The organism is Microbispora sp. NPDC004025, from assembly GCF_053604425.1.
Genome location: NZ_JBSGHN010000001.1, coordinates 200,125 through 223,808, shown reverse-complemented (window position 1 = coordinate 223,808; position 23,684 = coordinate 200,125). Strand labels below are relative to the sequence as shown.

At 73.6% G+C, this 23,684-nt stretch carries 17 protein-coding genes; 2 read left to right on the top strand and 15 right to left on the bottom strand.

The window, feature by feature from the left end:
• Positions 1–15 precede the first annotated feature (15 nt).
• Genes ACWEQG_RS00975 through ACWEQG_RS00955 form a run of 5 tightly spaced genes read right to left on the bottom strand, consistent with a single transcriptional unit; the run spans position 16 to position 4,750 of the window.
• Positions 16–819 (bottom strand): TIGR03084 family metal-binding protein, encoded by an 804-nt coding sequence (locus ACWEQG_RS00975; RefSeq protein ID WP_363467080.1) that lies wholly within the window; start codon positions 817–819, stop codon positions 16–18.
• Complete coding sequence (locus tag ACWEQG_RS00970; RefSeq protein WP_452280602.1) at positions 816–1,907, bottom strand: carboxymuconolactone decarboxylase family protein; 1,092 nt, start codon at positions 1,905–1,907, stop codon at positions 816–818. The genes ACWEQG_RS00975 and ACWEQG_RS00970 overlap by 4 nt, the downstream gene beginning before the upstream one ends.
• A gap of 13 nt (positions 1,908–1,920) precedes the next feature.
• Positions 1,921–3,582 carry an FAD-dependent oxidoreductase gene (locus tag ACWEQG_RS00965; RefSeq protein ID WP_452280601.1) on the bottom strand — a complete coding sequence of 554 codons (1,662 nt, stop codon included), beginning with the start codon at positions 3,580–3,582 and terminating at the stop codon, positions 1,921–1,923.
• A complete protein-coding gene (locus tag ACWEQG_RS00960; RefSeq protein WP_452280600.1) occupies positions 3,579–4,148 on the bottom strand; it encodes a DUF5987 family protein in 570 nt (189 codons plus the stop codon). Before ACWEQG_RS00960 ends, ACWEQG_RS00965 begins: the two co-directional genes overlap by 4 nt.
• Before the next feature lie 38 nt (positions 4,149–4,186).
• On the bottom strand, positions 4,187–4,750 hold the full coding sequence (locus tag ACWEQG_RS00955) for a SigE family RNA polymerase sigma factor (RefSeq protein ID WP_452280599.1): 564 nt from the start codon (positions 4,748–4,750) through the stop codon (positions 4,187–4,189).
• A gap of 209 nt (positions 4,751–4,959) precedes the next feature.
• Here ACWEQG_RS00955 and ACWEQG_RS00950 point away from each other — a divergent pair, with 209 nt between their 5' ends.
• Together ACWEQG_RS00950 and ACWEQG_RS00945 are read left to right on the top strand one after the other, a co-directional pair.
• Positions 4,960–5,805 carry a metallophosphoesterase family protein gene (locus ACWEQG_RS00950; RefSeq protein WP_452280598.1) on the top strand — a complete coding sequence of 282 codons (846 nt, stop codon included), beginning with the start codon at positions 4,960–4,962 and terminating at the stop codon, positions 5,803–5,805.
• A 295-nt stretch (positions 5,806–6,100) separates the two neighbouring features.
• On the top strand, positions 6,101–6,874 hold the full coding sequence (locus ACWEQG_RS00945; RefSeq protein WP_452280597.1) for a helix-turn-helix domain-containing protein: 774 nt from the start codon (positions 6,101–6,103) through the stop codon (positions 6,872–6,874).
• Positions 6,875–6,974: 100 nt separating this feature from the next.
• Here the strand turns inward: ACWEQG_RS00945 and ACWEQG_RS00940 are convergent, their stop codons facing one another.
• The 10 genes from ACWEQG_RS00940 to ACWEQG_RS00895 all read right to left on the bottom strand — a co-directional run bounded on the left by ACWEQG_RS00940 (position 6,975) and on the right by ACWEQG_RS00895 (position 23,684).
• Positions 6,975–8,357 carry a cytochrome P450 gene (locus ACWEQG_RS00940; protein WP_452280596.1) on the bottom strand — a complete coding sequence of 461 codons (1,383 nt, stop codon included), beginning with the start codon at positions 8,355–8,357 and terminating at the stop codon, positions 6,975–6,977.
• Complete coding sequence (locus ACWEQG_RS00935) at positions 8,354–8,869, bottom strand: flavin reductase family protein (protein WP_169979818.1); 516 nt, start codon at positions 8,867–8,869, stop codon at positions 8,354–8,356. The genes ACWEQG_RS00940 and ACWEQG_RS00935 overlap by 4 nt, the downstream gene beginning before the upstream one ends.
• A 51-nt stretch (positions 8,870–8,920) precedes the next feature.
• Entirely contained in the window at positions 8,921–9,349 is a 429-nt protein-coding gene (locus ACWEQG_RS00930; RefSeq protein ID WP_363467057.1) for an acyl-CoA thioesterase, read from the bottom strand.
• Positions 9,346–15,174, bottom strand: coding sequence for a type I polyketide synthase (locus tag ACWEQG_RS00925; protein WP_452280595.1), 5,829 nt, complete (start codon positions 15,172–15,174; stop codon positions 9,346–9,348). Before ACWEQG_RS00925 ends, ACWEQG_RS00930 begins: the two co-directional genes overlap by 4 nt.
• The gene (locus ACWEQG_RS00920) at positions 15,171–16,181 is read right to left on the bottom strand and encodes an enediyne biosynthesis protein (protein WP_452280594.1); all 1,011 of its coding nucleotides are present in this window, start codon (positions 16,179–16,181) and stop codon (positions 15,171–15,173) included. Before ACWEQG_RS00920 ends, ACWEQG_RS00925 begins: the two co-directional genes overlap by 4 nt.
• Positions 16,182–16,187: 6 nt before the next feature.
• Complete coding sequence (locus tag ACWEQG_RS00915) at positions 16,188–18,155, bottom strand: CRTAC1 family protein (protein ID WP_452280593.1); 1,968 nt, start codon at positions 18,153–18,155, stop codon at positions 16,188–16,190.
• Positions 18,152–19,132 (bottom strand): DUF1702 family protein, encoded by a 981-nt coding sequence (locus ACWEQG_RS00910; protein ID WP_452280592.1) that lies wholly within the window; start codon positions 19,130–19,132, stop codon positions 18,152–18,154. Before ACWEQG_RS00910 ends, ACWEQG_RS00915 begins: the two co-directional genes overlap by 4 nt.
• A 174-nt stretch (positions 19,133–19,306) precedes the next feature.
• Entirely contained in the window at positions 19,307–20,293 is a 987-nt protein-coding gene (locus ACWEQG_RS00905) for a DUF1702 family protein (RefSeq protein WP_452280591.1), read from the bottom strand.
• A 185-nt stretch (positions 20,294–20,478) separates the two neighbouring features.
• A complete protein-coding gene (locus ACWEQG_RS00900; RefSeq protein WP_182904361.1) occupies positions 20,479–20,730 on the bottom strand; it encodes an acyl-CoA carboxylase epsilon subunit in 252 nt (83 codons plus the stop codon).
• A gap of 89 nt (positions 20,731–20,819) precedes the next feature.
• The gene (locus ACWEQG_RS00895; protein WP_452280590.1) at positions 20,820–23,684 is read right to left on the bottom strand and encodes an AAA family ATPase; all 2,865 of its coding nucleotides are present in this window, start codon (positions 23,682–23,684) and stop codon (positions 20,820–20,822) included.

Here is a 23,684-nt window from a genome sequence, read left to right as displayed (position 1 = left end):
TTACTCCGCCTCCGGCTACACGCGCGCGGGAGCGAACTGGCCCGGCCTGCGACCCTCTCCGGCCGGGCCGCGGTAGGCCTGGGCGATGTCCAGCCAGCGGTCGGCCTCGGCGCCGACGGCCGTGACCGCGAGGTCGTCCCGGTGCCGGCGCCGGGTGACCAGAAGGCAGAAGTCGGCGGCGGGACCGGAGACCCGCTGCTCGGCGTCCTCGGGCCCGTACGCCCACACCTGGCCGGAGGGCGCGGTGATCTCGAAGCGGAACTGCTCGGCCGGCGGCGTGAGGCCGCGCGACAGGTAGCCGAAGTCGCGGGTCAGCACGGCGAACACGACGAGGTGACCCAGGCGGTCGGTGCGCTCGAGTTCCACTCCCAGCGTGTCGGCGATGTCCTGGCCGTGGGCGAACTGCTCCATGATCCCGGCGCACGCGAGCACGACCGGCGGCAGCGGGTTGACCAGCCAGGGCACGGTCGCGTCCGCGGGCACGGCGGCGAGCGCCTCGACCACCTCCGCGCGCACGGCCCGCCACTTGGCGAGCAGTTCGGCCGGCGTGTCGTTCTCGAAGGCCTTGAGCGCGGCGTTCACCGCCGCGTCGAAGTTCCCCTTGGCCGGGGCGGTCATCGCCTCGAACGCCTCGGGGTCGCTCGCCGCCGTCGCGGCCAGCCGGAAGACGAAGGTGAGGTGGGCGATCTGGTCCCTGACCGTCCATCCGGGCGCGGGAGTGGGCAGGTTCCACTGGTCCGGGTCGAGGCCGGCCACGATGCGGTCGAGCTGCTCGCCCTCCGCGGTGAGGTCCCTGAGCACGGTCTCCAGCTGGGTCATCGGGCAGTCCTCTCACTAGAAGTCGTCGCGGTGTCACGGTCACCGACGTGCGGGCGGGCCTCGTGGGCCCAGGCGCCGGCGCGGCGGGCGGCGGACATGGCGGCCCACGCCGTCAGTTCGACGAGCGCCCGGTCGTCCGGCTCCACGCGCCTGAACGCGTCCACGACCCCCTCGTCCACCTGGTAGGAGGCGAGGGCGGTGAGCAACGCCAGGCGTCCGGCCGGGCGGTGCCGGTCGGGCAGGGCGGACACGGCGCCGGCGACCCAGGCGCGGCCCAGGCCGGGAGGCTCGCCGTTCCAGCCGTCGAGCATGTCCGTGACCAGGTCGCGCACCGGTTCCGGCACCGAGCGGCGCCCGGCCTCCTCCACGGCCGCCGCCGCCCGGGCGAAGGCCCCGGCGACGTGCGGGACGTCCCGCGCCCAGGACAGGTCGGGCGGCAGCGGCGCGTCCGGCAGCAGGCTCAGCGAGTCGCCCGGGGTCGCCGCCCTGCTCGCCGCGGGGGCCATGAGCAGCCCGAACAGCCGCATGAGTCCCTTGCGGGCCCGTACGGGCACCCCGGGGGGCAGCGGGGAGTCGCCGAGGAAGACGTTCACCATCCGGTTCAGGTACTGGAACGTCACGGCCACCGCGATCAGCTCGGCGGCCTGGTGCGACGGCACCGGGAGGGCGTGCGAGGCGGCCTCCTCACGCCGCGCGGACGCCCGCGCCCACTCCTCGATCCGCGAGGTCCGGGGGTCGGCGGCCGCGCCGCCACGTCTGACGAGGGCGTCCATCGTGGCCCGGTGCACGTCCACGCAGTACGGGCAGGAGTTGCCCCGCGAGACGGCCGTCGCGACGGCCTCCTTGACCGGCCGGGCGACCGCGCCCCGCGCGAGCAGCGACTCACGCAGCGCGAGCCAGCACGCGGCCAGGACGGGCGGGGCGGGCGAGTGCAGGATCACGGGCGGCGCCAGCATGCCGAAGTCCCGCTCGACCTGCGCGTACACCCGGCGGACGAGGTCCGGCGCCGCGTTCGGGCGCACCGGGGCGACGTGGCGGACCTGCGCCAGCGTGCCCGGCAGCGTGGCGCGGGTGAGGACGGCCCCCATCTCGGCTCCTCCCCTACCTTCTCGTCAGGCTCGGCAGCAGGTCGGCGACCCCGCGGCGGCCGCTGGTCCCGCCGTCGGGGGCCGGCGCGCCGTAGGTGACGTCCACGCCGCGGTCCTGGGCGGCCCGGACGATGCCGGGGATCGCGCGCTCGGCCAGCGCCGCGATGGTCATGGCCGGGTTGACGGTCAGCGCGCCCGGCACGGCGGAGCCGTCGGTGACGAAGATGCCCGGGTGCCCGCGCAGCTCGTTCCGGTCGTCGAGGGCGGAGGTCGCGGGGTCGTCGCCGATGCGGCAGGACGACAGCGGGTGCACGGTGTAGGCGCCGATCACGTCGTTGGTCCAGGCGGTGACGGTGGCCAGGCCGTCGCGCTCCAGGATCTCCTTGACCTCGGCGTCCGCCATGGCCCAGGCGCGCAGCGTGGTCTCGGCGGGGTCGTACTTGAGGCGCCCGACGCCGAGCATCTGCTGGGAGACGCGGTCGGCGTTGCCCTTGGCGGGCGGCGGGCCGAAGACGCCCTCGTTGGCGTCCTCGATCATCTGAAAGATGATCAGCCAGGACTGCCAGCGGCGCAGCATCTCCTTCTTCTTCACGCCGAACCAGGTCGACTCGCCCGGGGCGGCGTCGGCGACCTGCGCGAGGATGGTGCCGAGGCCGGGCGGGAAGTAGAGCTGCTCCAGCGAGTAGCGGGTGAACTCGGGCAGCGACCCGTCGAGCCGGTCCCAGTTCGCCACGGTCGGGCCCTTGCCGATCTGGTTGGCCGCGTACGCGAGGCCGTCGCCCCGGGACAGGCCGAGCACGTCGCGCACCCGGTCCTCGTTGAGCACCGCGGTGTTGAGCCGCTCGCCGTTGCCGGAGAAGTAGCGGCCCACGGCGTGCGGCATGGCGCCGAGCGTCGCCTCGCTGCGCTGCAGGATGACGGGAGTGGCACCGGCCCCGGCCGCCAGCACGACGATCTTGGCGTCGATCGCCCCGCCGTCGTAGCGGATCCGGTAGTCCTCCTCGTCGATGAGGTCGTAGTGCACGCGGTAGGAGCCGTCGTGGTTGCGCTCGATGCGCTGCACCTCGTGCAGCGGGCGGATCTGCGCGCCGTGGGCGAGCGCCGCCGGCAGGTAGTTGGTCAGCAGCGAGCGCTTCGCGTCGAAGCGGCACCCGGCCATCATCCAGTTGCAGTTGACGCACTTGGCGTTGTCGATCGCCACCGGCACCGGGTTGGCGGTGCGGCCGGAGTGGTCGCAGGCGGCGGCCCACAGCCCGCCCGCGTAGGTGACGTCGTTCCAGTCCTGGGTGGTGACGGGGATGGACTCCGCCACCCGGTCGTACCAGGGGTCGAGGGTGTCGCGGCTGACGGAGGCCGGCCACATCCGGCGGCCGATGGTTCCGTGGCGCTCGAAGACGAAGCGCGGCGCGCGGGGCATGGCGGCGAAGTAAACGACGCTTCCGCCGCCCACGCAGTTGCCGCCGAGCACGCTCATGCCGTCGCCGACGACGAAGTCGAAGGCCCGCGTGTAGGACGAGCCGAGCTTGAAGTCGTGCTCGAAGTCCTGCGTGCCCAGCCACGGCCCCCGTTCGAGCACGACGACCCGGGCGCCGCCCGCGGCCAGGTGGTAGGCCGCGATGGCGCCGCCGAAGCCGCTGCCGACCACGAGGACGTCGGTGCGTTCAGTGCTGGTCATGCGGGGCTCCCTGAGGGGGTCGTGTCCGGGTGCAGGCGGGCCAGGGGCCTGCCGTAGGAGTGGGCGGGGAACCGCCACAGGCCGTCGTCGCCGGGGCGGGCGACGCCCATCGCGAGCAGCCCGGGATGCCCGGCGGCGATCGCCTCGGCCGTGCTCGTGTGCGCCGCGGAGTCGTAGGCCATGTTGCTGAACAGCGCGAGCAGGACCCAGAACGCCTTCTCCGGGTGGTCGGGCGCGGTCAGCCGGCGCACCAGGGCGGTCCGGTGCTCGAAGGGCAGGGCGACGAACGGCGGCACCGAGTCGTCCAGCGTGAGCCCGTGCTCCGCCGCGTAGTCGCGGGCGTGGTCGCCGAGCAGCCGGGCGTAGTCGTCCAGGCCCTCCGTGACGCCGGTCGCGTTCCATTCGAGCAGCTCGATGGCCCCGGCCTGCACCGCGCCCGCGCCCTCGGCCGCGCCGGCCACGGCCAGGTCGCCGGGGTGCCTCTTCTCACCGGGGACGATCGTGTCCGCGAAGGCTTCCAGTGTGCTCGTCCTGGGTTTGTCGTCTGCTGGGGCTCGCGGCGGCATGGGCGTTCCCTCGTGTCTCAGTTCGACTCAGGTCACCTTCATCGTCCGGGCACCGCCGCGCGCGCCGCATCTTCCGCGTTGCGCGGCGCCGCCGCGGCCGTGCCGTCCGCGGCGGCCGTCAGGGCCGTACGCAGGGTGGCCAGCGCGCGGACCGTCTGGCTGCGGACCGTGGAGCCCTCGCTGCCCATCGCCGACGCCGTCTCCTCGACGCTGCGGTCCTCCCAGTAGCGCAGGACGACGGCGGCCCGCTGCCGGGGGCCGAGACCGGCGAGCGCGTTCATCAGCAGGATGCGGTCGACCACGAGCGTGTAGGGGTCGGCCGGGGGTTCGGGCTCGGGCGGCAGCTCGTGCAGGACCTCCCGCGACCACCGGTGCGACCTGCGGTCGCTGTAGACGAGCCGGACCATGATCGCCCGCGCGTACCCGGAGATCCTGTCGTGCCGCTCCAGCCTGTCCCAGTGGCGGTGGAGGGCGATCAGGGTCCGCTGGACGAGGTCCTCGGCCTCGTGCCAGTCCGAGGTGAGCAGGAAGGCCGTGCGCCGCAGCGCCGGCCAGGCCTGTCTCGCGTAGCGCGAGAACCCGTCGTCGCGAGCCTCGGCCATCCGCCACACTCCCCATAGGGCGCGTCCCCTGCCCGCGGGCGGCGATAGGAGCGCGCGGCCCGCGGCCTGGGCCAACGGAGCCAGAATTGGCCGCCCCAACCTGGCGTCACAACCCCTATCCGGACCCCCTGTCCCCTATCCGGAAATCTGGGGTCCCATAACCGCCGCGAGCGATTCCCGCGCCCGCCGGATCCCTTTACGATTTCGTCGTGACCGGCCGGCGGACGAAAAATGGAAGACTGCTCGCGATAAGCGACCTCCATGTCGCCCACCCGGAAAACCGGGCGCTCGTGGAGTCGCTGCGTCCCGGCGCGCCGGGCGACTGGCTTATTGTCGCCGGCGACGTCGGTGAGCGGATTTCCGACGTCGAATGGGCGCTCGCCACGCTGCGGGAGCGTTTCGCGGCGGTTGTGTGGACGCCCGGCAACCACGAATTGTGGACCACGCCCGGCGACCCCGAGCCCCTGCGGGGCGAGGAGCGCTACCGCCGGCTCGTCCAGGTCTGCCGCCGGATCGGGGTGCTCACACCCGAGGACCCCTACCCGGTGTGGACCGGGGCGGGCGGCCCGGCGACCGTGGTCCCCCTGTTCCTCCTGTACGACTACAGCTTCCGCGACCCGCACACCACCAAGGAGGAGTCGCTCGCCCAGGCGTACCGGCTGGGCGTCGTCTGCACCGACGAGATCCTGCTCGACCCCCACCCGTACTCCAGCCGGGAGGCGTGGTGCCGGGCGCGGCTGCGGGAGACCGAGGCGCGGCTCGAGGCGCGCGACCCCGGACTGCCGACCGTACTGGTCAACCACTTCCCGCTGCTGCGCGAGCCCACCCGCGTGCTGCGCCACCAGGTGTTCGCCCAATGGTGCGGCACCGAGCACACGGCCGACTGGCACCTGCGCTACCACGCGTCCGCCGTGGTGTACGGCCACCTGCACGTGCCGCGGACGACATGGCACGACGGCGTCCGGTTCGAGGAGGTGTCGCTCGGCTACCCGCGCGAGCGGCGCCACCACGCCGGGCCGCCGGCGCCCCGGCAGATCCTTCCCGCCGCGGCGTAGCACCGGCACACCGCCCGCGTGCCGCCACGCGGCACGGCGGACACGGAAAGCGACCGGACGACCACCCGAACACAATTGTCAAATTAATTCCCGTTTCCATGCAGCGCCGGGCCCCTCCGGCCGCATGTAAAAGAACGAAAGACCGGAACGAGGCGGCCGGAAATCGGAGGGCGCCGCCGCGAATTCCGGGCGACGAGCATTCCACGAAATCCGCGGGCGGCACGATTCGCGCGCGCGGACCCGCCGATCCGATTCAGGATCGCTCACCAGACGCCTCCGGACGCCGGGAGGAGTAATGGACGACGTAATCGAGCGAGCCGCGCTGAGGGTGATCGAGAACATGCACGAGAACCTCGGCGAACCGATCACCATCGACGACATGGCCCGGGTGGCCATGTTCAGCAAGTTCCACTTCTCGCGGGTCTTCCAGCGGGTCACCGGACTGTCCCCGGGACGTTTCCTGTCGGCCGTGCGGCTCCGCGAGGCCAAGAGGCTGCTGTCCTCGACGGTGATGAGCGTGACGAACATCAGCCACCAGGTGGGCTATTCGAGCGTGGGCACCTTCAGCTCGCGGTTCACCAGCAGTGTGGGGCTGTCCCCGAGCAGGTACCGCGTGCTCGGAAGCGTGACGCCGCAACTGCTCGCGGCCGGCCGTGGCGCCACCCCCTCCGGTGCCACGGCGACGATCGCGGGCGAGATCTCCTCGCCGCTGCCGGACCGGCCGGTCTTCGCCGGGTTGTTCCCCGAGCGGATCCTCGGCGGACGCCCGGTCTGCTACACCCTGCTCGACCGGCCCGGGCCGTACGTGCTGGAGAACGTGCCGCCGGGGCGATGGCACCTGATCGCGCAGTCGGCCGCCGAGGGGCACGAGGACGCCTTCGGCATCCCCCGCGGCGAGGACGAGGCGCAGTGCATCGCGTGCAGCGGGCCGATCACCGTGCGGCCCGGCGCGGGAGCGCAGGTCGCCGACGTCCGGCTCCGGCCGATGCGCCCGCTCGACCCGCCGGTCCTGCTGGCCCTGCGCGACCTGTTGTCGTCGCCGGTGGGCGCCGCCAGGCAGGCCTGCTGAACGGCGCACCCACGCGGCTCCCACGCGGCATCGAACGCGAAGACGGCCGGGCGTCACCGCCCGGCCGCTCGCTTTTTCCGCGGTTCGCCCGCGCGGTTCCCTACGCGCTGTGCACGGTCATCGGCAGGCCGCCGCGGACCCGCAGCGACAGCATCGCCTCGGGGACCACGGGACGGCCGGGCACATGGGTCAGCCGCAGCTCGCGGGAGACCATCGCGAGGACGAACGTCGCCTCCATCATGCCCAGGTGGTTGCCGACGCAGAACCGCGGTCCGGCGCCGAAGGGGATGTAGGCGTAGCGCGGCCGGCCGTGCGCGCGGTCCGGGTCGAACCGCTCGGGGTCGAACCGCTCGGGGTCGGTCCAGTAGGCGGGGTGCCGGTGCAGCGTGTACGGGCTGATCATGACGTCCGCGCCGGCCGGCACGTGGTAGCCGCCGACCTCGTCGTCCCGCTGGGCCACCCGGGTCAGCGCCCACACGGGCGGGTAGAGACGCATCACCTCCTCGATCACCATGGCGGTGTACCTGAGCCGGTGCAGGTCGTCGTACACCGGCGGCCGGTCGCCGAGGACCTCCACGGCCTCGGCGCGCAGCCGCTCGCGCACCTCCGGATGCCGGTCCAGCAGGTGGAAGGCCCACGACAGCGTGCTCGCCGTCGTCTCGTGCCCGGCCAGCAGCAGGGTGACGAGGTCCTCCCGCATCCGCACCCGCGCGGGCCGGGGATCGGCGCCCCCGGGCGAGGCGAGCAGCCGGGTCACGACGTCGTCCCCGCCGTCCGGATGACCCGCCACCAGGCGGTCGGCCACCCGGTACAGGTCCCGGCGGGCGCGGCGGAAGCGCAGGTGCCCGGGCAGTGGCAGCCACAGCGGCACCATGCTCAGCGACACCATCTCGAACATCGCCTGGTCCTGCATGTCCTCGAAGGCGTGCCCGAGGGAGTGGAACCGGTCGAGGTCGGCGCCGAGCAGGGTGCGGCCGAGCACGCCGAGGGCGAGCCGCGTCATCTCCCCCGCCAGGTCGACCGGCGGCCCGCCCACCCGCGCCCGCAGCCGCTCCACCAGGCGCGCCGCCTCGCCGGCGATCACGGTGTCCTGGCGGGCGATGCGCTTGTTCTGGAACATCGGCTGGACCGTCCTGCGCTGGGCGCGCCACACCTCGCCCTCGCTGGTGAGCAGCCCGTCCCCGATGACCCGCTTCGCCTCGGCGAGGCCGATCCCCTTGTGATAGGCCGCGCTGTTGTCGGCCAGCACGTGCTTGGCGTGGTCCGGGTGGTTGAACAGGTAGATGCTCTTGGGCCCGATGGTCAGCCGTACGGCGTCGCCGTACGCCGCGGTGGCCGAGGTGAGCATCCCCAGCCGGTCGCGGACGAGCTGGAGGAACAGCCGCGGCGTGGCCGTCACCGGAGGGCCGGGCGGCGCCACCTGGGCGCCGCCCGTGCGGGTCCGGGGCGGGGCGAGGACGGCGCGGCGGCTCGTGGCGCTCACGCCGGCACCCCCGGCCGGTCGGTGAGCTCCTGGAACCGGCCGCGGTAGACCAGCAGGCCCTCCCGGTCGGTCTGCTGCTCCATGGACAGCACCTTGCCGAGGAAGATCGTGTGGTCGCCGCCGTCGTAGGTGCGCCACAGCTCGCACTCGAACCTGGCGACCGTCCCGGCGATCAGCGGGACCCCGGTCAGGTCGCCGGGCAGCCACTCGACCTCCTCGAACTGGGCGGCGCCCAGCGCGCGGTAACGGTTGGCGAAGTGCCTCGCCTCGCTCTCCTGGTGGGCCGCGAGGACCGAGACCCCGAAGAAGCCCGTCATGCTGAGGCATTGGTGCATGACGGCGGCCCGGTCGATGCAGACCAGCACGAGCGGCGGGTCGAGCGAGACGGAGGCGAAGGAGTTGGCGGTCATGGCGTGCGGGACGGACCCGCCCGTCGTCACCACGGTCACACCGGTGGCGAAGGCGCCGAACGCCCGCCGCAGCGCCTTGGCGTCGTTCACCTGGCCGTCCATCTGCAGGGATGATGCCGTTGATTGGTCGACAGTCACGCTGACCTCCTGGGGTTAGGACGCGTACGGTTCGAGCGCCCTGACCAGCGACTCGGGAACCCGGGCGGGCGCGGTGCGGGTGTTCGGCCCGCGCATGCAGGCCACGCGCTGCCTGCCGCGGGCCACGAGCGTCTCGCCCTCGCCCGGGTTGAGCCGCACGTAGTCGAAGCTGAACTCGACCTGCGTCTGGGCGAGATCGACCAGGCGCATCCGGATGGACAGCTCGTCGAACGCGGTGATCTCGGCGAAGAACTCGCAGTCCACCTTCAGCGTGAACAGCTTCAGGTCGTCCTGCAGGTCGGCGAGCACCTCCGGCGCCCGCTCCTTGAGGAACATCTCCCGGCAACGTCCCTGCCACCGCAGGTAGTTGACGTAGTAGACGTTCCCGACGAGGTTCGTCTCCTCGAATCCCACGGTGTGGAGGTATTCGTAGTAGTCGCTCACGCCCGCGACCGCCCTTCGGTGAGAACCGCGATCACTACCGGCCCCGCGACGTCCCGCAGGGAGGTGACGAGCGTCGCGATCCGCGCGTCCCCGGCGTCGACGACCGCCCACGAGCCGGACACGGCGCCGGCCGCGAGCGGGGTGTCCTCCGGCAGGCCGGCCCGCCGCAGGGACCGCACCCCGGCCAGGACCCGCGCGGCCGCGACCTCGGGGGCCTCGCCGGTGAGGGCGGCGACCCGCTCGGCGACCGCGGCGTTCGGCCCGAGGGCCTCCCGCCACCGCTCGTCGCCCTCCCCGGACGCGGTCACCTCGGTGATCTCGCAGCCCAGCGGCCCGGCGCCGGCGACGCACAGCGTCACCCCGGCCCCGTGTGCCGCCGACACCGCGACGCCGTCGCCGGCCTCGCCGTCGATCTCCGGCTCGCCGCCGGGACCGGACCGCACCTCGACGGGGCGGCCGAGCGCCCGGCCCAGCCCGACGGCCGCGCGAACGCCGCGCCCGGCGGCGCCGTCCGGCTCGCCCGGCAGGCCGGGTTCGACCACGACGGCCACCCGGTCGCCGGTCAGGTCCTCCAGCGTCCGCTCCAGGTAGGAGCCGAGCAGGGGGGCCACCCAGGGACCCGCGCCGCCGTCCTTCTTGCGTACGGCCTGCAGGGTCAGGCCGTCCCACCGCTCCACGACGGTGCCGTCCTCGGTGCGGACCGCGATGTCGTAGACGTAGGTGTCGCCGTCGCGCTCGCGTTCCGTCGCGCAGTACCGCAGCGCGCCCGCCTCCGCGAGGGCGGGGCCTCCGGGACGCACCCGTTCGATCCCCACCGGCAGCAGCGTGGCGTCCGGCACGCAGACCTGGTTGCCGTGCATCAGCGCGTCCCGCGTGCCCGGGTCGCCCAGGAGCAGGGTGTCCGGCAGGTAGCGGGCGAACCAGTCCCCGTCGGCCAGCGCGGCGACGTCGGCGTCCACGTGACGGGCGGCGGCGCGGTGGTAGCGGCGCAGCCGGTGGAAGCGGCCGCCCTGGAACAGCAGGTCGCCGTACATCTCCCGAGCCGGGTCCAGCGTCACCGGAGGAAGCCCCTCGGCGACCTGGCCGGGCGGCCCGTCCGCCACCGGCTCGCCGGTGTAGCGCAGCCGGGCGCGGAAGTGGTCCACCTCGAAGCCGGTGTCCGAGCTGCGGATCGCCGCCTCGACGGTGTCGTCGCCGGTGACCGTCGCGGCGATCCGCAGCGTCGTGCTGCCGGCCGGCGGCACCACGATCGGCCGCAGGAACCGCGCGTCCTCGATCGCCGGCGTCTCCCGCCGCCCGGTGGCCGCGTACGCGACCTGGGCCATGGCCTCCATCCCGAAGACGGCCGGGAACAGCAGGTTGCCGTCGAGGAGGTGGTCGGCGAGATAGAGATCGGTGCCCGAGTTGACCTCGACCTCGGTGACGAGCTCGACGCCGTGGTAGCGGACCAGCGGGCGGTCGACGAAGCGCAGCAGGGGCAGCGGAGGCTCGTCCCTGCGGACCGTGCCGATTCCCTCCGTGCGCCCGCTGATCACGACGACGACGGGCGAGGCGGGATCGGCGACCAGCCTCCGCATGATCTCCACTCCCTGCTCGGGGGTGATCGGGGCGATGCCCTTGCGGGTCAGCCCCTCGACCACCGACAGGCGCTCGCCCATGCCGACGTCCGACCAGACCGACCACTCCATGCAGATGGCACGGCAGCCCGGGTGCTTGTCGGCGACCTCCCTGGTCAGCTCGGCCAGCCACTCGTTGGCGGTGGCGTAGTGCGCCTCGCCGTGCAGACCGGCCCTGCCGATGATGCTGCCGAAGGTGACCAGCAGGCGCAGCCTGCCGGGGTCCACCACGTCGAGCACGTTGCGCAGCCCGCCGACCTTGGGGGCGAACGTCCGCGTGAAGGCGTCGGCGTCGAGGCCGGCGAGCCCGGCGGGCTCGTTGCGGCCGGCGCCGTGCAGGACCGCGGTGACCGGCCCCAGCTCCGCCTCCAGCTCGGCGATGCCCCGGCGCACCTGACCGGGGTCGGTCACGTCGGCCCTGGCGTACCGCACGGTCACCCCGGCCTCGGCCATCCGCGCCAGGGTCGCGGCGAGCTCCGCGTCGCCGGCCGGGTCGGAGCGGCCGAGCACGGCCAGCTTCGCGCCGCTGTCGGCGGCGACCGCCAGGGCGCACTCGGCGGTGATGCCCTTGCCGCCGCCGGTCACCAGCAGGACGTCCTCCGCGCCGAGCGGCTGGGCCTGGGCGGCCGGCCGTACCGGCAGGGCGCGCAGCGTCGGCACCCGGCGCACGCCGTCGGCGTCGTAGTACGCCTCGGCGAAGGCGGTGGTCGCCGCCACCTCGGCCACCACGCGGCCGACCGCCTCCGGCACCGCGGGGGTGTGCACGACGGTGGTCCGCAGGTGCGGCGCCTCCAGGTGCAGCGTCTTGGCGAGCCCGGCCGCGCCCCGGTCGTGCTGGACCAGGACGAACCGGGTGCCGGGCGGGCCGGCCAGGGCGGCCTTGGCGCCCAGCAGCGCCTGCTCCAGGTGCTCCTCGGCGCAGTCCGGGGGCAGGCACACCAGCACCCCGGAGCCGACGTTCCCCTCCTCGAGCGCCCGGCGCAGCGGCTCGGCGATCGGGGACGACCCGGCGGCGTACAGCCGCCACCGGCCGCTGTCCCCGGGGCCGGTCCGCGCCGGGAGCGGCACCTCGTCGAGGTCGACCGCGAACGGCCTGGCCCAGTCGGCGGCGCCGGCCACCGTGGCCGCCGGGGCGGCGGCCCGGCCCTGCGGCTCCCGCGTGAGCCGGTCGAGCGCCTCGGCCAGCTCGCGCAGGCTCGCGGTGGCGAGGTTGGTGGGGGCCTGGGCGGCGGGCACCCCCAGGCGCTGGACGGCCTGGTCGATGATGTGCATCACCGTGACCGAGCTGAGGTGCAGCTCGTCGAGCGGCCTGCTGTCCTCGCTCACCATCTCCAGCGGCAGTTCCGCCCGCTCGGCCGCGAGGCGCCGCAGCAGGTCGATGCTCGACCCGGCTTCGGCCGCGGCGTCGCCGGAGACCACGGGCGCCGCCGGCACGGCGGGCGGCGCGGCCTCCCCGGCCGCGTGCGCCCGCGTCGCCGCGACGGTGACCCGGGGGGCGGCCTCCGCCGGGCTGGCGAAGAAGCGGAACTCCGCGCCGACCTCCAGGGGCCGGACCAGCCGGCCGTGGAAGAGGTCTTCCAGGAGGACGGGCACGCCGGTCACGTAGGCCGCGCCGGCCACCCGCAGCAGCCCGGCCAGCGACTCGTCGTCGGTGTCGAGCGCGACCGCGGGCACCTCCGTCGCCGCCGCGGCCAGACCGGCGAGCACCCGGCCCGGACCGACCTCGACGAACAGAGCGACGTCCTTGGCCGCCCGCTCGACCGCCTGGGTGAACCGCACCGGCTCGGTGATCTGCCGCCGCAGCAGCTCGCGCAGGTCCGCGCCCGCCGGCAGCTCCTCGCCGGTCACGGTGGAGACGATCCGCCGCCCGACCGGGCCGAACTCCTGCCCGGCCAGGTACGCGCCGAACGCCTCGGCCGCGGGCGCCACCAGCGGCGAGTGGAAGGCGTGGGACACCGCGAGCGGCGTCCAGTTCAGGCCCGCGTCGGAGGCCCTGCGCCCCGCCTCCTCCACCGCGTCGGCCGGGCCGGCGACGACGGTCTGGCTCGGGCCGTTGTATCCGGCGATCACCACCGGCAGCCCGGCGATGAGGTCGGCCACCGTCTGCGGGGTCGCCCGGATGCCCGCCATGGTGCCCGAGGAGCTGTGCTCGGTCATGGCCCGGCCGCGGGCGGCGGCCAGGCCGAGCAGCGTGTCCTCGTCCATGGCTCCGGCCCACTGCAGCGCCGACAGCTCGCCGAGGCTGTGGCCGACCGCGACGTCCGCCTCCAGGCCGAGGAGGGACAGCGCGCGCAGTCCCGCCATCGAGCCGGTGACGATGCGCGGCTGGGCGACCGCGGTGGCCACCATGTCCCCCGAGGACGGCAGCGCCGCCCTGGCGTAGATCTCCTCGACCTCGGGGAAGCGGCGGCGCAGAGCCCCGCCGCTGGTGCCGCGGCCCGAGCCCTGCCCGGGGAAGAGGAAGCCGATCCGGCGGGGGCCGTCGGCGTGGCCGAGGAAGGCCCGGCCGTCGGAGGCGAACAGGCTGGTCTCGCCGCCGTCGAGGGCGGTGAGCACCCGCCGCAGCTGCCGCTCGGCGTCCTCGGGCGAGGAGACCACCACCGCCGCCCGGTAGGGCTGGTCCCGCAGCTCGCGCTGCAGGGTGACCGCCAGGTCGGCGAGCTGCGCGTACGACAGCCGGGTCACGAAGTCGGCCAGCGTGGCCACCCGCTCGCGCAGCGCCTGCGGCGAGGCGGCGTCGGCCAGCAGCAGCTCGGCGTCCTGCAGGGAGGAGGCCAGGCTCCTGGTGCGGGCGGGCAGCACGCGCCGCCGCGGCCCGCTCTTCTCCAGCACGACGTGGGTGTTGATGCCGCCGAAGCCCATGGCCGTGACGCCGGCCCTGACGGGGACGTCCTCGGGCCAGGGCTCCGCCTTGCGCAGCGCGCGCAGCGGGGCGTCCTCCCGCGCGAGGATCTGGTGCGGCTCGACGCAGCCGATGGCGGGCGGCAGGACCTGCTCGTGGACCGCCATCGCGGTCTTGATCAGTCCGGCCACCCCGGCCGCGGCCTTGGCGTGCCCGATCATCCCCTTGATCGAGGTGACGGCGGCGGGCGCCGCCGCCGGGGCCGCGTCGGTCCTGGCCTCCGACAGCGCGGTGAGCTCGGTGGCGTCGCCCACCGCGGTGCCGGTGCCGTGGCCCTCGAACAGGCCGACCGTCTCGATGCCGAAGCCGGCCCGATCGTAGGCCCGGCTCAGCGCGAGCCGGTAGCCGCTCACCTCGGGCCTGGTCATGCCGCCCCGGCCGTCGGAGGAGACGCCCCAGCCCGCGATGACGGCGTAGATCCGGCGACCGGCCTCGACCGCGTCGGACTCGCGCATCAGCACGACCATTCCGCAGCCCTCGCCCGGCCAGAAGCCGTTGGAGTGCTTGTCGTACAGGCGCATCTCGCCCTTGGCCAGCGCGCCGGTCTTCGCGAAGCCGATGATCTCGAAGGGGTCGATGGACAGGTCGACCCCGCCGGCGACGGCGACGTCCAGGTCGCCGTCGAGCAGCGCCTTGCACGCCGTCGTCACCGACAGCAGCGAGGAGGAGCAGGCGCCGTCCACGGTGTAGCCGCCGCCGTTGAGGTCGAAGTGGTTGCAGATGCGCCCGGCGATGGTGTTCGACAGGCCGCCCGCGAGGGTGTCCTCGTCGACCTCCGGGAACGGGCTCTTGTAGGTGGCCTCCAGGTCCGCGAGGAAGGCGGCCAGCCGTTCGTCGTCCCAGCCCTGGTCCTTCAGCGTCGCCGCGACCGTGCGGCGGACGTACGGCCAGCGCAGGCGCATGATGTTGGCGCGGGTGAACTCGCCGGTCAGGGTGTTGCCGACGACGACGCCGGTGCGCTCGCGCGGCAGCCCCTCCCCTTCGGGAAAGCCCGCGTCGGCCAGCGCACGGCCCGCCATGTCGAGGGCGAGCCAGTGCGTCAGGTCGGTCGAGCGGTAGGTGCTGCCGGCGATCCGGTAGCCGACCCGGTCGAACTCGTAGCCCTCGATGACGGCGGCGGTGCGGGCGTAGAACCGGTCGGGCACCGACGGATCGGGGTCCCAGTAGTCCTCCAGGCGCATCCGCTCGTCCGGGAGCCTGCGGAAGGCGCGCCGGCCGGCCAGCGCGTTCTCCCACAGCTCCCGCGGTGAGGCGGCGTCGGGATATCGGCAGGCCATGCCGACGATGGCGATCCTGGTCGTGCTCATACGGACGCCGCCTCTTTGCCGTTGACCGAGACGGGGCCGGTCACGATGACCGGCGCCGGCGTGTGGGCCGAGATGGCCGGTCCGGGGGCCGGAGCCGGGGCCTGCGCCTGCTGGCGGGCCTTGTTCACGAAGTGCAGCGCCCAGAAGAAGCCGCCCCGGATGGCGCAGACGCCGGCCGTGGCGAAGAACAGCGCGTACGAGATGTGGACGGCGGTGAGCAGGCCGTACAGCAGGGCGACGCCGGCGCCGAAGACGATCTGCGAGCCGGGCTTCGACGGCGTCGTGCCCGGGTCTGTGATCATGTAGTTGGTGAACAGGATGAAGGCGACGCCGGTCATCATGGCGAGCGCGGCGGGGATCGAGGTGCCGAAGAAGACGCCGCGCAGGATCGCCTGCAGGGCGAACGCGCCGACCCAGCCGGCGATGAGCGGCATGCGGCCGGTGAGCTTGCCGTTCAGCATCGTGCCGCCGACGATGATGATCCCGGGCACCAGCCAGTCGATCCAGGTGTCGACGTTCTCGGTGAAGTGGTACGGCGGGGCGATGCTGGCCCAGGGGAACAGCAGCAGGATGACGGCGATGCCGAAGTTCGACGGGTTCATGTAGTGGCGCAGGCGGCCCTTCACCGGGGCCCGCAGGACCCACTTGGCGCCGACGGCGACCACGACCCCGAAGACGAGCACCAGGACCTGGTCGTTGACGTAGGTCAGCATGTTCATGGCCAGGCTGGTGATGTGCGCCGGGTAGAGGAACTCGATCAGCCCGCGCAGGCCGTTGCCCTTGTAGCGCGGGGGCCGGCCCTCGGCGCGCGAGCCGATCCGCTCCAGGACGATCTCGGTGGTGTATCCGGTGGCGAGGGCGATGAAGGGCCACAGCCAGGGCTGCTCGAAGCCGAGAATCGTGTAGCCGACGATGTTGAAGACCGAAATCGAGATCGCGAAGTTGCGCAGCGCGATGACCACCTTGGGGTCGTGGCGCGGCCCCGCGACGGGCGTGTTCTCAGCCATGTCCGATCACTTCTCCTTGGCCTGCCGGCCGAGCTCGAGCGAGTGCCAGCCCGGGGTGAGCTGGAGATCCTGTTCGCGTACCTGTCCGGTGCGGTCGCGCCACTGCAGGCGCACCTTCACGGGCCCCGTGATGTTCTGGCCGAGGCCGATGTGCACGTCGGTGGTGCGGCGGCCCGAGTGACCGCTGCTGCCGTCGACCCGGCCGATGTAGGTCCGGCCGTCGGGGGTCATGACGCAGACCTGCGCGCCGGTCACCGGCGAGCCTGCCGCGGGCAGGGCGCCGTCTGCGGGCTTGTCGTCGCGGGTCAGGCGCAGCCCGAGGAACGCGCCCTGCGACGGGCTCTGGTTGTGGTAGAAGATCGGCGCGTCCCACTGGCGGGCGACGGCGAAGTCCAGGCGGCCGTCGCCGTCGGCGTCACCGGTGGCGATGCCGCGGGTCGGCACCGGCACGGCGAGACCGAGCTGCGGGGCGAGGTCGATGTAGCGGCCCTCGGGACCCTTGGCGAAGAAGTGCAGCGTCTGGTTGCCCGCGATGTCGTCCCCGGCGCGGGCGTTCGGCCACCAGGTCGGGTTCTGCAGCATCTGGTCGTTGGCCGTGGCCAGCTCCTGGAGCTGCGGCCAGCGGTCGGTCTGACCCTTGATGAAGCCGGTCGCCTGGGCGATGGCCGGCTCACCGCTGTTGTTGAAGTCCTCGATCTTGACGTCCCAGCCCCAGCCGGACCAGGCGGTCTGCGCCGGCGCGCTCTCGTCGCGGTACGGCGCCACGCCCTCGCGGAACTTCTCCCGCAGCTCGGCCTGGTTCTTCACGTCGGCGACGAACTGGAAGTTGCTCTCCTCGATGCCCCAGGAGGTGGTGATGTTGCTGACGAACATGTCGTAGATGCCGTCGTGGTTCAGGTCGCCGAAGTCGACGCCCATGCCCTTGAAGGAGTCGTGGCCCACGCTCTTCGACTTGGGGATGAAGGGCGTGCGGACGCCCTCGACCAGGGAGAACTTGAAGTGCCCCGGGGTGGAGCGGTTGTACAGCATCCGGTCGGGGCCGAAGTCGTTGGCCAGGTACAGCTCGGGCAGCAGGTCGCCGTCGAGGTCGTTGGCGGCCGCGCCGAGCTCCCAGCCCTTCGACACCTCCTCGGGCAGGACGTCGTCGAGCTTCTGGTAGGTCGCCGCCGGCTTGTCGCCGCTCTTGGCGCCGCTCCAGCGGAAGAAGTAGTTCTCGCCACCGTTGTGGCCGTTCGACATGGAGTGGTTCATGTGCACGCCGCCGGAGACGGTGGGGTCGAGCACCGGCCCGTCGGCGAAGTAGTTGCCGATGAAGATGTCGTCGTGCCCGTCGCCGTCGAAGTCGGCCACGGTCGCGGCGTTGGTGTTCCACTGCGGGCCGGTGTACCGGCCGTTGGTGGCGTTCACGCCCGGCACCAGCTCGACCGGCTTGTACGTCGCGGCCGACAGCCCCTTCGCGCCCGTCTTGGCGAGGTACAGGATGGGCGTGCGGCCCCACATGTAAACGAGCAGGTCGAGCCGCCCGTCCTCGTTGTAGTCGCCGGGGACGCAGCCCATCGGCGCCATGTGGTCGTTGACCGGCAGCGGGGCCGGGTTCAGCGCGAACGGGGCGTACCGCTCCGACTTGGCGCCCGGCGTCGGCGTGATCACGACCTGGTCGATGCGGGTGTCGACGAGGCACAGGTCGTTGGACAGCCCGTCGCCGTCGAGGTCGTTCATCGCGATCGCCGCCCCGACTGAGGAGATCCAGGCGTCGATGTGCGTGTAGTCCTTGTTGACCTTGCGGATCGACTGCTGGTCGTAGCCGCTCGGCAGGGCGATGGACAGCGGCGTGAAGGAGTACTTGCTCGCCGTCTCCGCCGTCTGCGCGGCGGAGTACGAGGGCAGTCGGGCGATCAGGAAGGCGGTCGCGATCAGCACGAGCGCCACGATCCCCGCCGTCTGCCTGCGCAGCCAGCCAAGTGTCGCGGTCACTGGGTAACACCTCCAAGGGAGACGAATTCGTTGGCGATGCACTGACGCCAGAGCTCGTAGGCGGGCGGGTCGCCGTCCCGCAGCGGCTGCGGCGGCCGGACCAGCTGGGTGATCTGGGCCGCCCGCTCCTCGGGCAGGCCGCAGAAGATCTCGGTGGCCAGGCGCGTGTGCGGCACGACCAGGCCGGCGCGGACCCGGGCCTCGGCGGCGAACGCGGAGCCCTGCGCGAGCTGCGGGCGGTGCTCGCCGGCCCGCTCCCGCAGCGTCAGCAGCTCTTCCTCGGCCGCGCCGCCGGCGTAGGTGGCGGCCAGCCCGGCGCCCGCGTACATGTCGGCGCGCCGCGACGGGTCGAACCGGTCGATCAGGTCCGCGCACCGCTCCGCGTCGGTGCCGGCGACGAACCAGATGGCCCGGCCGATGCCCTGGTCGATCGCCCGGTTGGCGTACGGCCGCGTGGCGTCGGCGGGCCAGGGGAAGGCCGCGTCGCGGTACTGCCCGTGGACGTACTTGTCCGTGCGGAAGTAGGCCTGGTGGAAGCCGTAGCCGTCCAACGCGAGCCAGCGCAGTTGCGGGTCGAGCGATTCGGGCCTCGGCCACAGGAACCTCGGCAGCCGGGCCATCGCCCAGCCGATGCCGACGTAGATCATGTAGTTGTGCCGTCCGCCGCGGCCGGCGAGGAACTCCTCGACCCGCCCGCCGCCGAACGGGGTGGCGTCGAGGATGGCGAAGGCCATTCCCGCGCCCTCGTAGGCGAAGCCGCGGAACCGGGTGGGCACCTGCTCCAGGCGCTCCTCCGCCTCCGCGACCGTGCACGCCTCCATCGCGTAGCCGTAGCCCTTGAGGAAGGTCTCACCGACGGTCTCGAGCAGGTCCCGGGACTCCGGGCTCTTCACGTGGAAACCTCGGGTGGCGAGCTTCGTCTCCGAGATGTCCGGTGTCATGATTCGGCGTCTCAGTGAACGCAGGAAACTCGTCAATTACCTCTCCGCCCTCCATAAAATCCCGCACATATGGCTGATTCTGGCGCTATTTACGCATATTTCGCCGGGCCCGAACCACTTCAAAAGTGCCCATTTGTCGCTATTTCCGGGCATGGCGAAAGAAATCGCGGTGAAATTAATTCGACGCGACGGGGAAAACAGGTCGGCGGGTCAGGCCACCAGGCGCGCGGCGAAGTGCTCGCGGACCCGGCCCCGCCACAGCTCGTACGCCGGAACGGACGCGGACGGGTCCGGCGCGACCTCGCTGTCGTCGGCCAGCGCGACCGCGTCCCGCACGGACAGGCCCGCGAGGGCGGCGGTGGCGACCTCGGTGTGCGCCGGCACGAACCCGGCGTAGCTGCGCGCCTTCGCGGCGAACACCACGCCCTGCGCCACCTCGGGGGCGTGCTCTCCGGCCTCGCGGCGCAGCACGGCCAGCGTGTCGGCGTCGCAGCCCCCGGCGAACGTCGCGGCCAGGCCGACGCCGCTCCACAGGTCCGCCTGCCGGTGGCTCGCGAAGCGCCGCACGGCGGTGGCGACGTCTCCCACCCGCGCTCCGTGGATGAACCACAGTGCCCGGCCGATGCCCTGGTCGACGGCGCGCGGGAAGTAGTCCGGCGAGCCCTCCCAGGGGTAGGGCGACGGGAGCCGCTGCTCGTCCACCCAGCGCCGGGTGTCGAAGTAGGCGCGGTCGAAGCCGTAGCCGTCCACCGCCAGCCAGCTCATGGTCGGGTAGTACGGCGATCCGCCGAGGTCGGGCATCACCTTCCGCCACAGCACCCGGGGCAGCCGGGCCATGGCGAATCCGATGCCGATGTAGGTGAGGAAGATGTGCGGCTGCCCGGGCCCGAGCAGCAGGTCGCGGGTGCGGTGGCCCCGCCCGCCGCCCATGGCGTCGAGCACCGTGAACGCCATCGTCGCGCCCTCGTAGGCGAAGCCGCGCAGCTCGGGCTCGACCATGCTCAGCCTGCGCTCGACCTCCCACTGGTCGCGGGCGTCGATCCCCCACTCGAAACCGCAGACGACCGCCTGGGGGATCGTCTCCAGCCGCCGGGTGACCTCGGACGGGGAGCCCGGGAACCCCCGCGCGGCGAAGGTCACATCGAGTAGGGACGGGGCCAGCACCAGCCTGCGGAGCGAACCGGACAACGTCGACATGGCACACCTCTCACTCGTGGTCCCCGGACGGGCCCAGAACCCCGTCGGCACCGCGCCGCGAAGCCGCATTTCGTCGTCCCGCGATTTCCCCGGTCGGCCTCGACGGCACTTTCCTCAGGATGCGTCCGCGGGCCCTTTACGGCTTTTCGTAAAATGCGCGATCGGTGCCCGTGGCGGGCGATTCCTCAGGCGATCCAGTGCCAGCGCACATTGGGAGAAGACCACGCGCCCCGGGCGACCGGCCGGGGGCCGGGGGCGAGCCAGGCGAAGGCGGCCCAGGCCGAGGCCCACGGCGACACCGGCGCGGCGGGCGGTTCGGGCGCGGCCGCGGCGGACCCGGCCCGCGCGGCGACGGCGGCCACGACCGCGACGACCGCCGCGAGTTCCTCGGGCGTCGGGTCGCCGCGTACGACGATCAGATCGGTGCTGTCCTCCATGTGCGCCTCCCGCCTCGACGGTCACACCGCGCGACGCGGGCGGGCAACTCTCCGGTTGCCCAGGGGATCCCGGTGTGGTGCCGCCGGTGTCAGACCCCCGCCTGCTCGCCGAACTCCAGCACGAGCGGCAGGTCGGAGCGCCGGGTGATGCCGAGCTTGCGGTAGGTGCGGGTCAGGTGCTGCTCCACCGTGCTGACCGTGACGAAGAGCTTGGCCGCGATCTCCCGGTTGGTGCAGCCGGCCGCGGCCAGGGACGCGACCCGGCGTTCGGCGTCGCTCAGCTCGCCGAGCGGCACGGCCGGGGGACGGACCGCCGTCGCCGTCGCCCCGTGCTCCGGCCCGCCGCCGGACCCGGCCCGCGATCCGGTGCGCGACGACCCGTGCGGGCCGCTGTGCGACTGCTGCTGCGCCGGGCGCAGGGACGAGGCCGGCGGCTCGACGCCGCACTCCGCGGCGACGGCCTGCGCCCAGGTGGCGATCGTCCGCGCCCGGCGGTACTCCCCGAGCGCGTCGTAGGTCTCCACGAGGTCGGCCAGCGCGCGGGCCAGTTCGTACCTGTCGCCCGCGGCCTGCAGGCACCCGGTCGCCTGCCGCAGCAGCGCCGGACGGTCGCCCGGGTCGAGGGTGGCGGCCAGCAGCCGCAGGGCGACGCCCCTGCCCCGGGGGTCGTCGGGCACGTCCCCGTCCAGCTGGCCCCGGACCAGCTCGCGCGCCTCCTCCACTCGTCCCAGGTGCAGGCACGCCTCGGCGGCGTCGGCCCGCCAGGGGATCAGGCCGGGGGTGTCGAGGTTCCACTCCGTCATCAGGTCGCCGCATCGCCGGAAGTCGGCCAGTGCCAGGGCGGGGTAGCCGGTCGCGAGGCTGTGACGGCCCCTGGCGTGCAGGTAGTGCAGCCCGTAGCGGGTCTGGAACATGACTTCGGGAACCGGCGCGTCCAGGTGCTCGCGCACCTCGTCGTACCTGCCCATGGTGGTGAGGGCGAGGATGAGGCTGCCGAGCGGGCCGCCGACCGCGACGCCCCAGCCGCTCATCGGGATGATCTGCAGCGCGGCGCGCGCGTGGCGCTCCGCGGCCGGCATGTCCCCCTGGCGGATCGCGATCTCCGCCCGGATCGCCGCGAGCCTGGCGCGCCTGCTGGGCGCCTGCCGCGCCGACGCCTCGGCGGCGAACATGTCGCACAGCGGGGCCGCCCGCTCCGCCCTTCCGGCGTAGGTCAGCGTCAGCAGCGAGTTCTCGACCGTGTCGAGCGACATCTCGTCGAGCCGGGAGTCCTCCAGGATGCGCTCGACGGCGTCGACGTACTCCTCGCGCGGCCCCCGGGTCAGCACCTCCGCGAGCGCTAGCGCCGACTCCAGCCGCCGGCTGACCGACACCGAGACGATGCCGCCCGGCCCCTCCTCCTTCGTCATCTGCCCCAGCGCGGTGAGGAAGGGGGGATGGGCCGCGCGCAGGCAGAGCCGGGCCACGACGAGCTCGGCGCGCGTCTCCTGGTCGGCCGTCCCGCCCGATTCGAGCACCTGCTCCAGCACGTCGCGCGCGTCGTCCACGCGGCCGTGCCAGAGCAGCGCCCGGACCAGCACGACGGCGTCGCCGCCCCGCAGGCTGCCCCGGTGCACGGCCTCGGCGAGCTCGGCGAGGCGGCTCGCGGGCGCGGCCGGGTTGATGCGCCACTCGGCCCGCACGAGCATCGTCATGATCTTCGCCCGCTGCGTGTCGTCCGCGCACGCGCGCCAGGCCAGCCGCAGGTATCCGACCGCGCTGTCGACCTGGCCGGCCCGCAGCGCGCTCCTGGCCGCCTCCTCCAGGATCTCGATGCCCCAGGGGGCGTCCACCCGCCCCGCCTCCAGCAGGTGCCGGGCGACCACGGCCGGGGAGGCGCCGACGCCGTACGACAGCTCGGCCGCCCGGCGGTGCAGCTCCGCCCGCTCCCCCGCGTCCATCGCCCCCAGGATCGCCTGCCTAGCGGCCTCGTGGCGGAACGTGCCGAGCGCGGTCAGGCCGGCGGCGCCGAGGGCGTGCAGGTCCTTGTTCACCTCGGCCGCCGGCACGCCCAGCAGGAGGTCGAGGGAGCGGGGCTCGCCGAGGACCGCGAGCCCGCGGGCGGCCCGCGCCACCCGCGCCTCGCCGCGGCTCAGGCACGACAGCACGGTCTGGGCGTACTGCTCGCCGACGACCACCCCCGCCGGGGGCTCCGGCGCCGTACGGGCGGACTCCTCGTAGTCGTCGGCCAGCGCGGTGACCAGGAGGGGGTTGCCGCCGCTGTGCGCGTACATCTCGTCGGCGAGCCGCTCGGCGGCCTCGCCGCCGAGTCGCGCGGCGAGCATCGCGGCCACTCCCGCCCGCGACAGCCGGGTCAGCCTGACCCGGCGGCAGTGCGGCTGGCGCAGCAGTTCGGTCTGGAAGTAGGAGTCGGTGTGCCACGCCTGGTCGGCGTGCCCGAAGATGGCCACGATCTGGGCGAGCCGCACCCGACGGGCGAGGTAGGCCAGGCAGAGCAGCGACTCGCGGTCGGCGTGGTGGACGTCGTCGACGACGAGCACCAGGGGACACCGCTCGGACAGGTCGAGCAGGACGCCGCAGAGCGCGTGGACGAGCTGGGCGTCCACCGGCCGGCGCTCGTCCACGCCCGCACCCGCCCGCGCGCCCTCCTCGATCAGGGACAGCGCGCGCTCCCGCTCCTGCGGGACCAGCGGCGCGTCCTCGACGAGCTGGCGCAGCACGCCCAGCGGGACGTCCCGCTCCAGGGGCGAGCCCGTCGCGGTGACGGCCAGCGCGCCCAGCTCGATGGCCTGCTCCGCGAACGTGTGCAGCAGTGTGCTCTTGCCCGTCGCCACCGCGCCGCCCACCAGGGCGACCCTGCCCCTGCCCATGACGGCGCTGGCGAGGAGCGCCTCGAGGAGCGCGAGTTCCTGTTCCCGTTCGACCATGGCCATCGCCGTGTCGCCGCCCTTCAC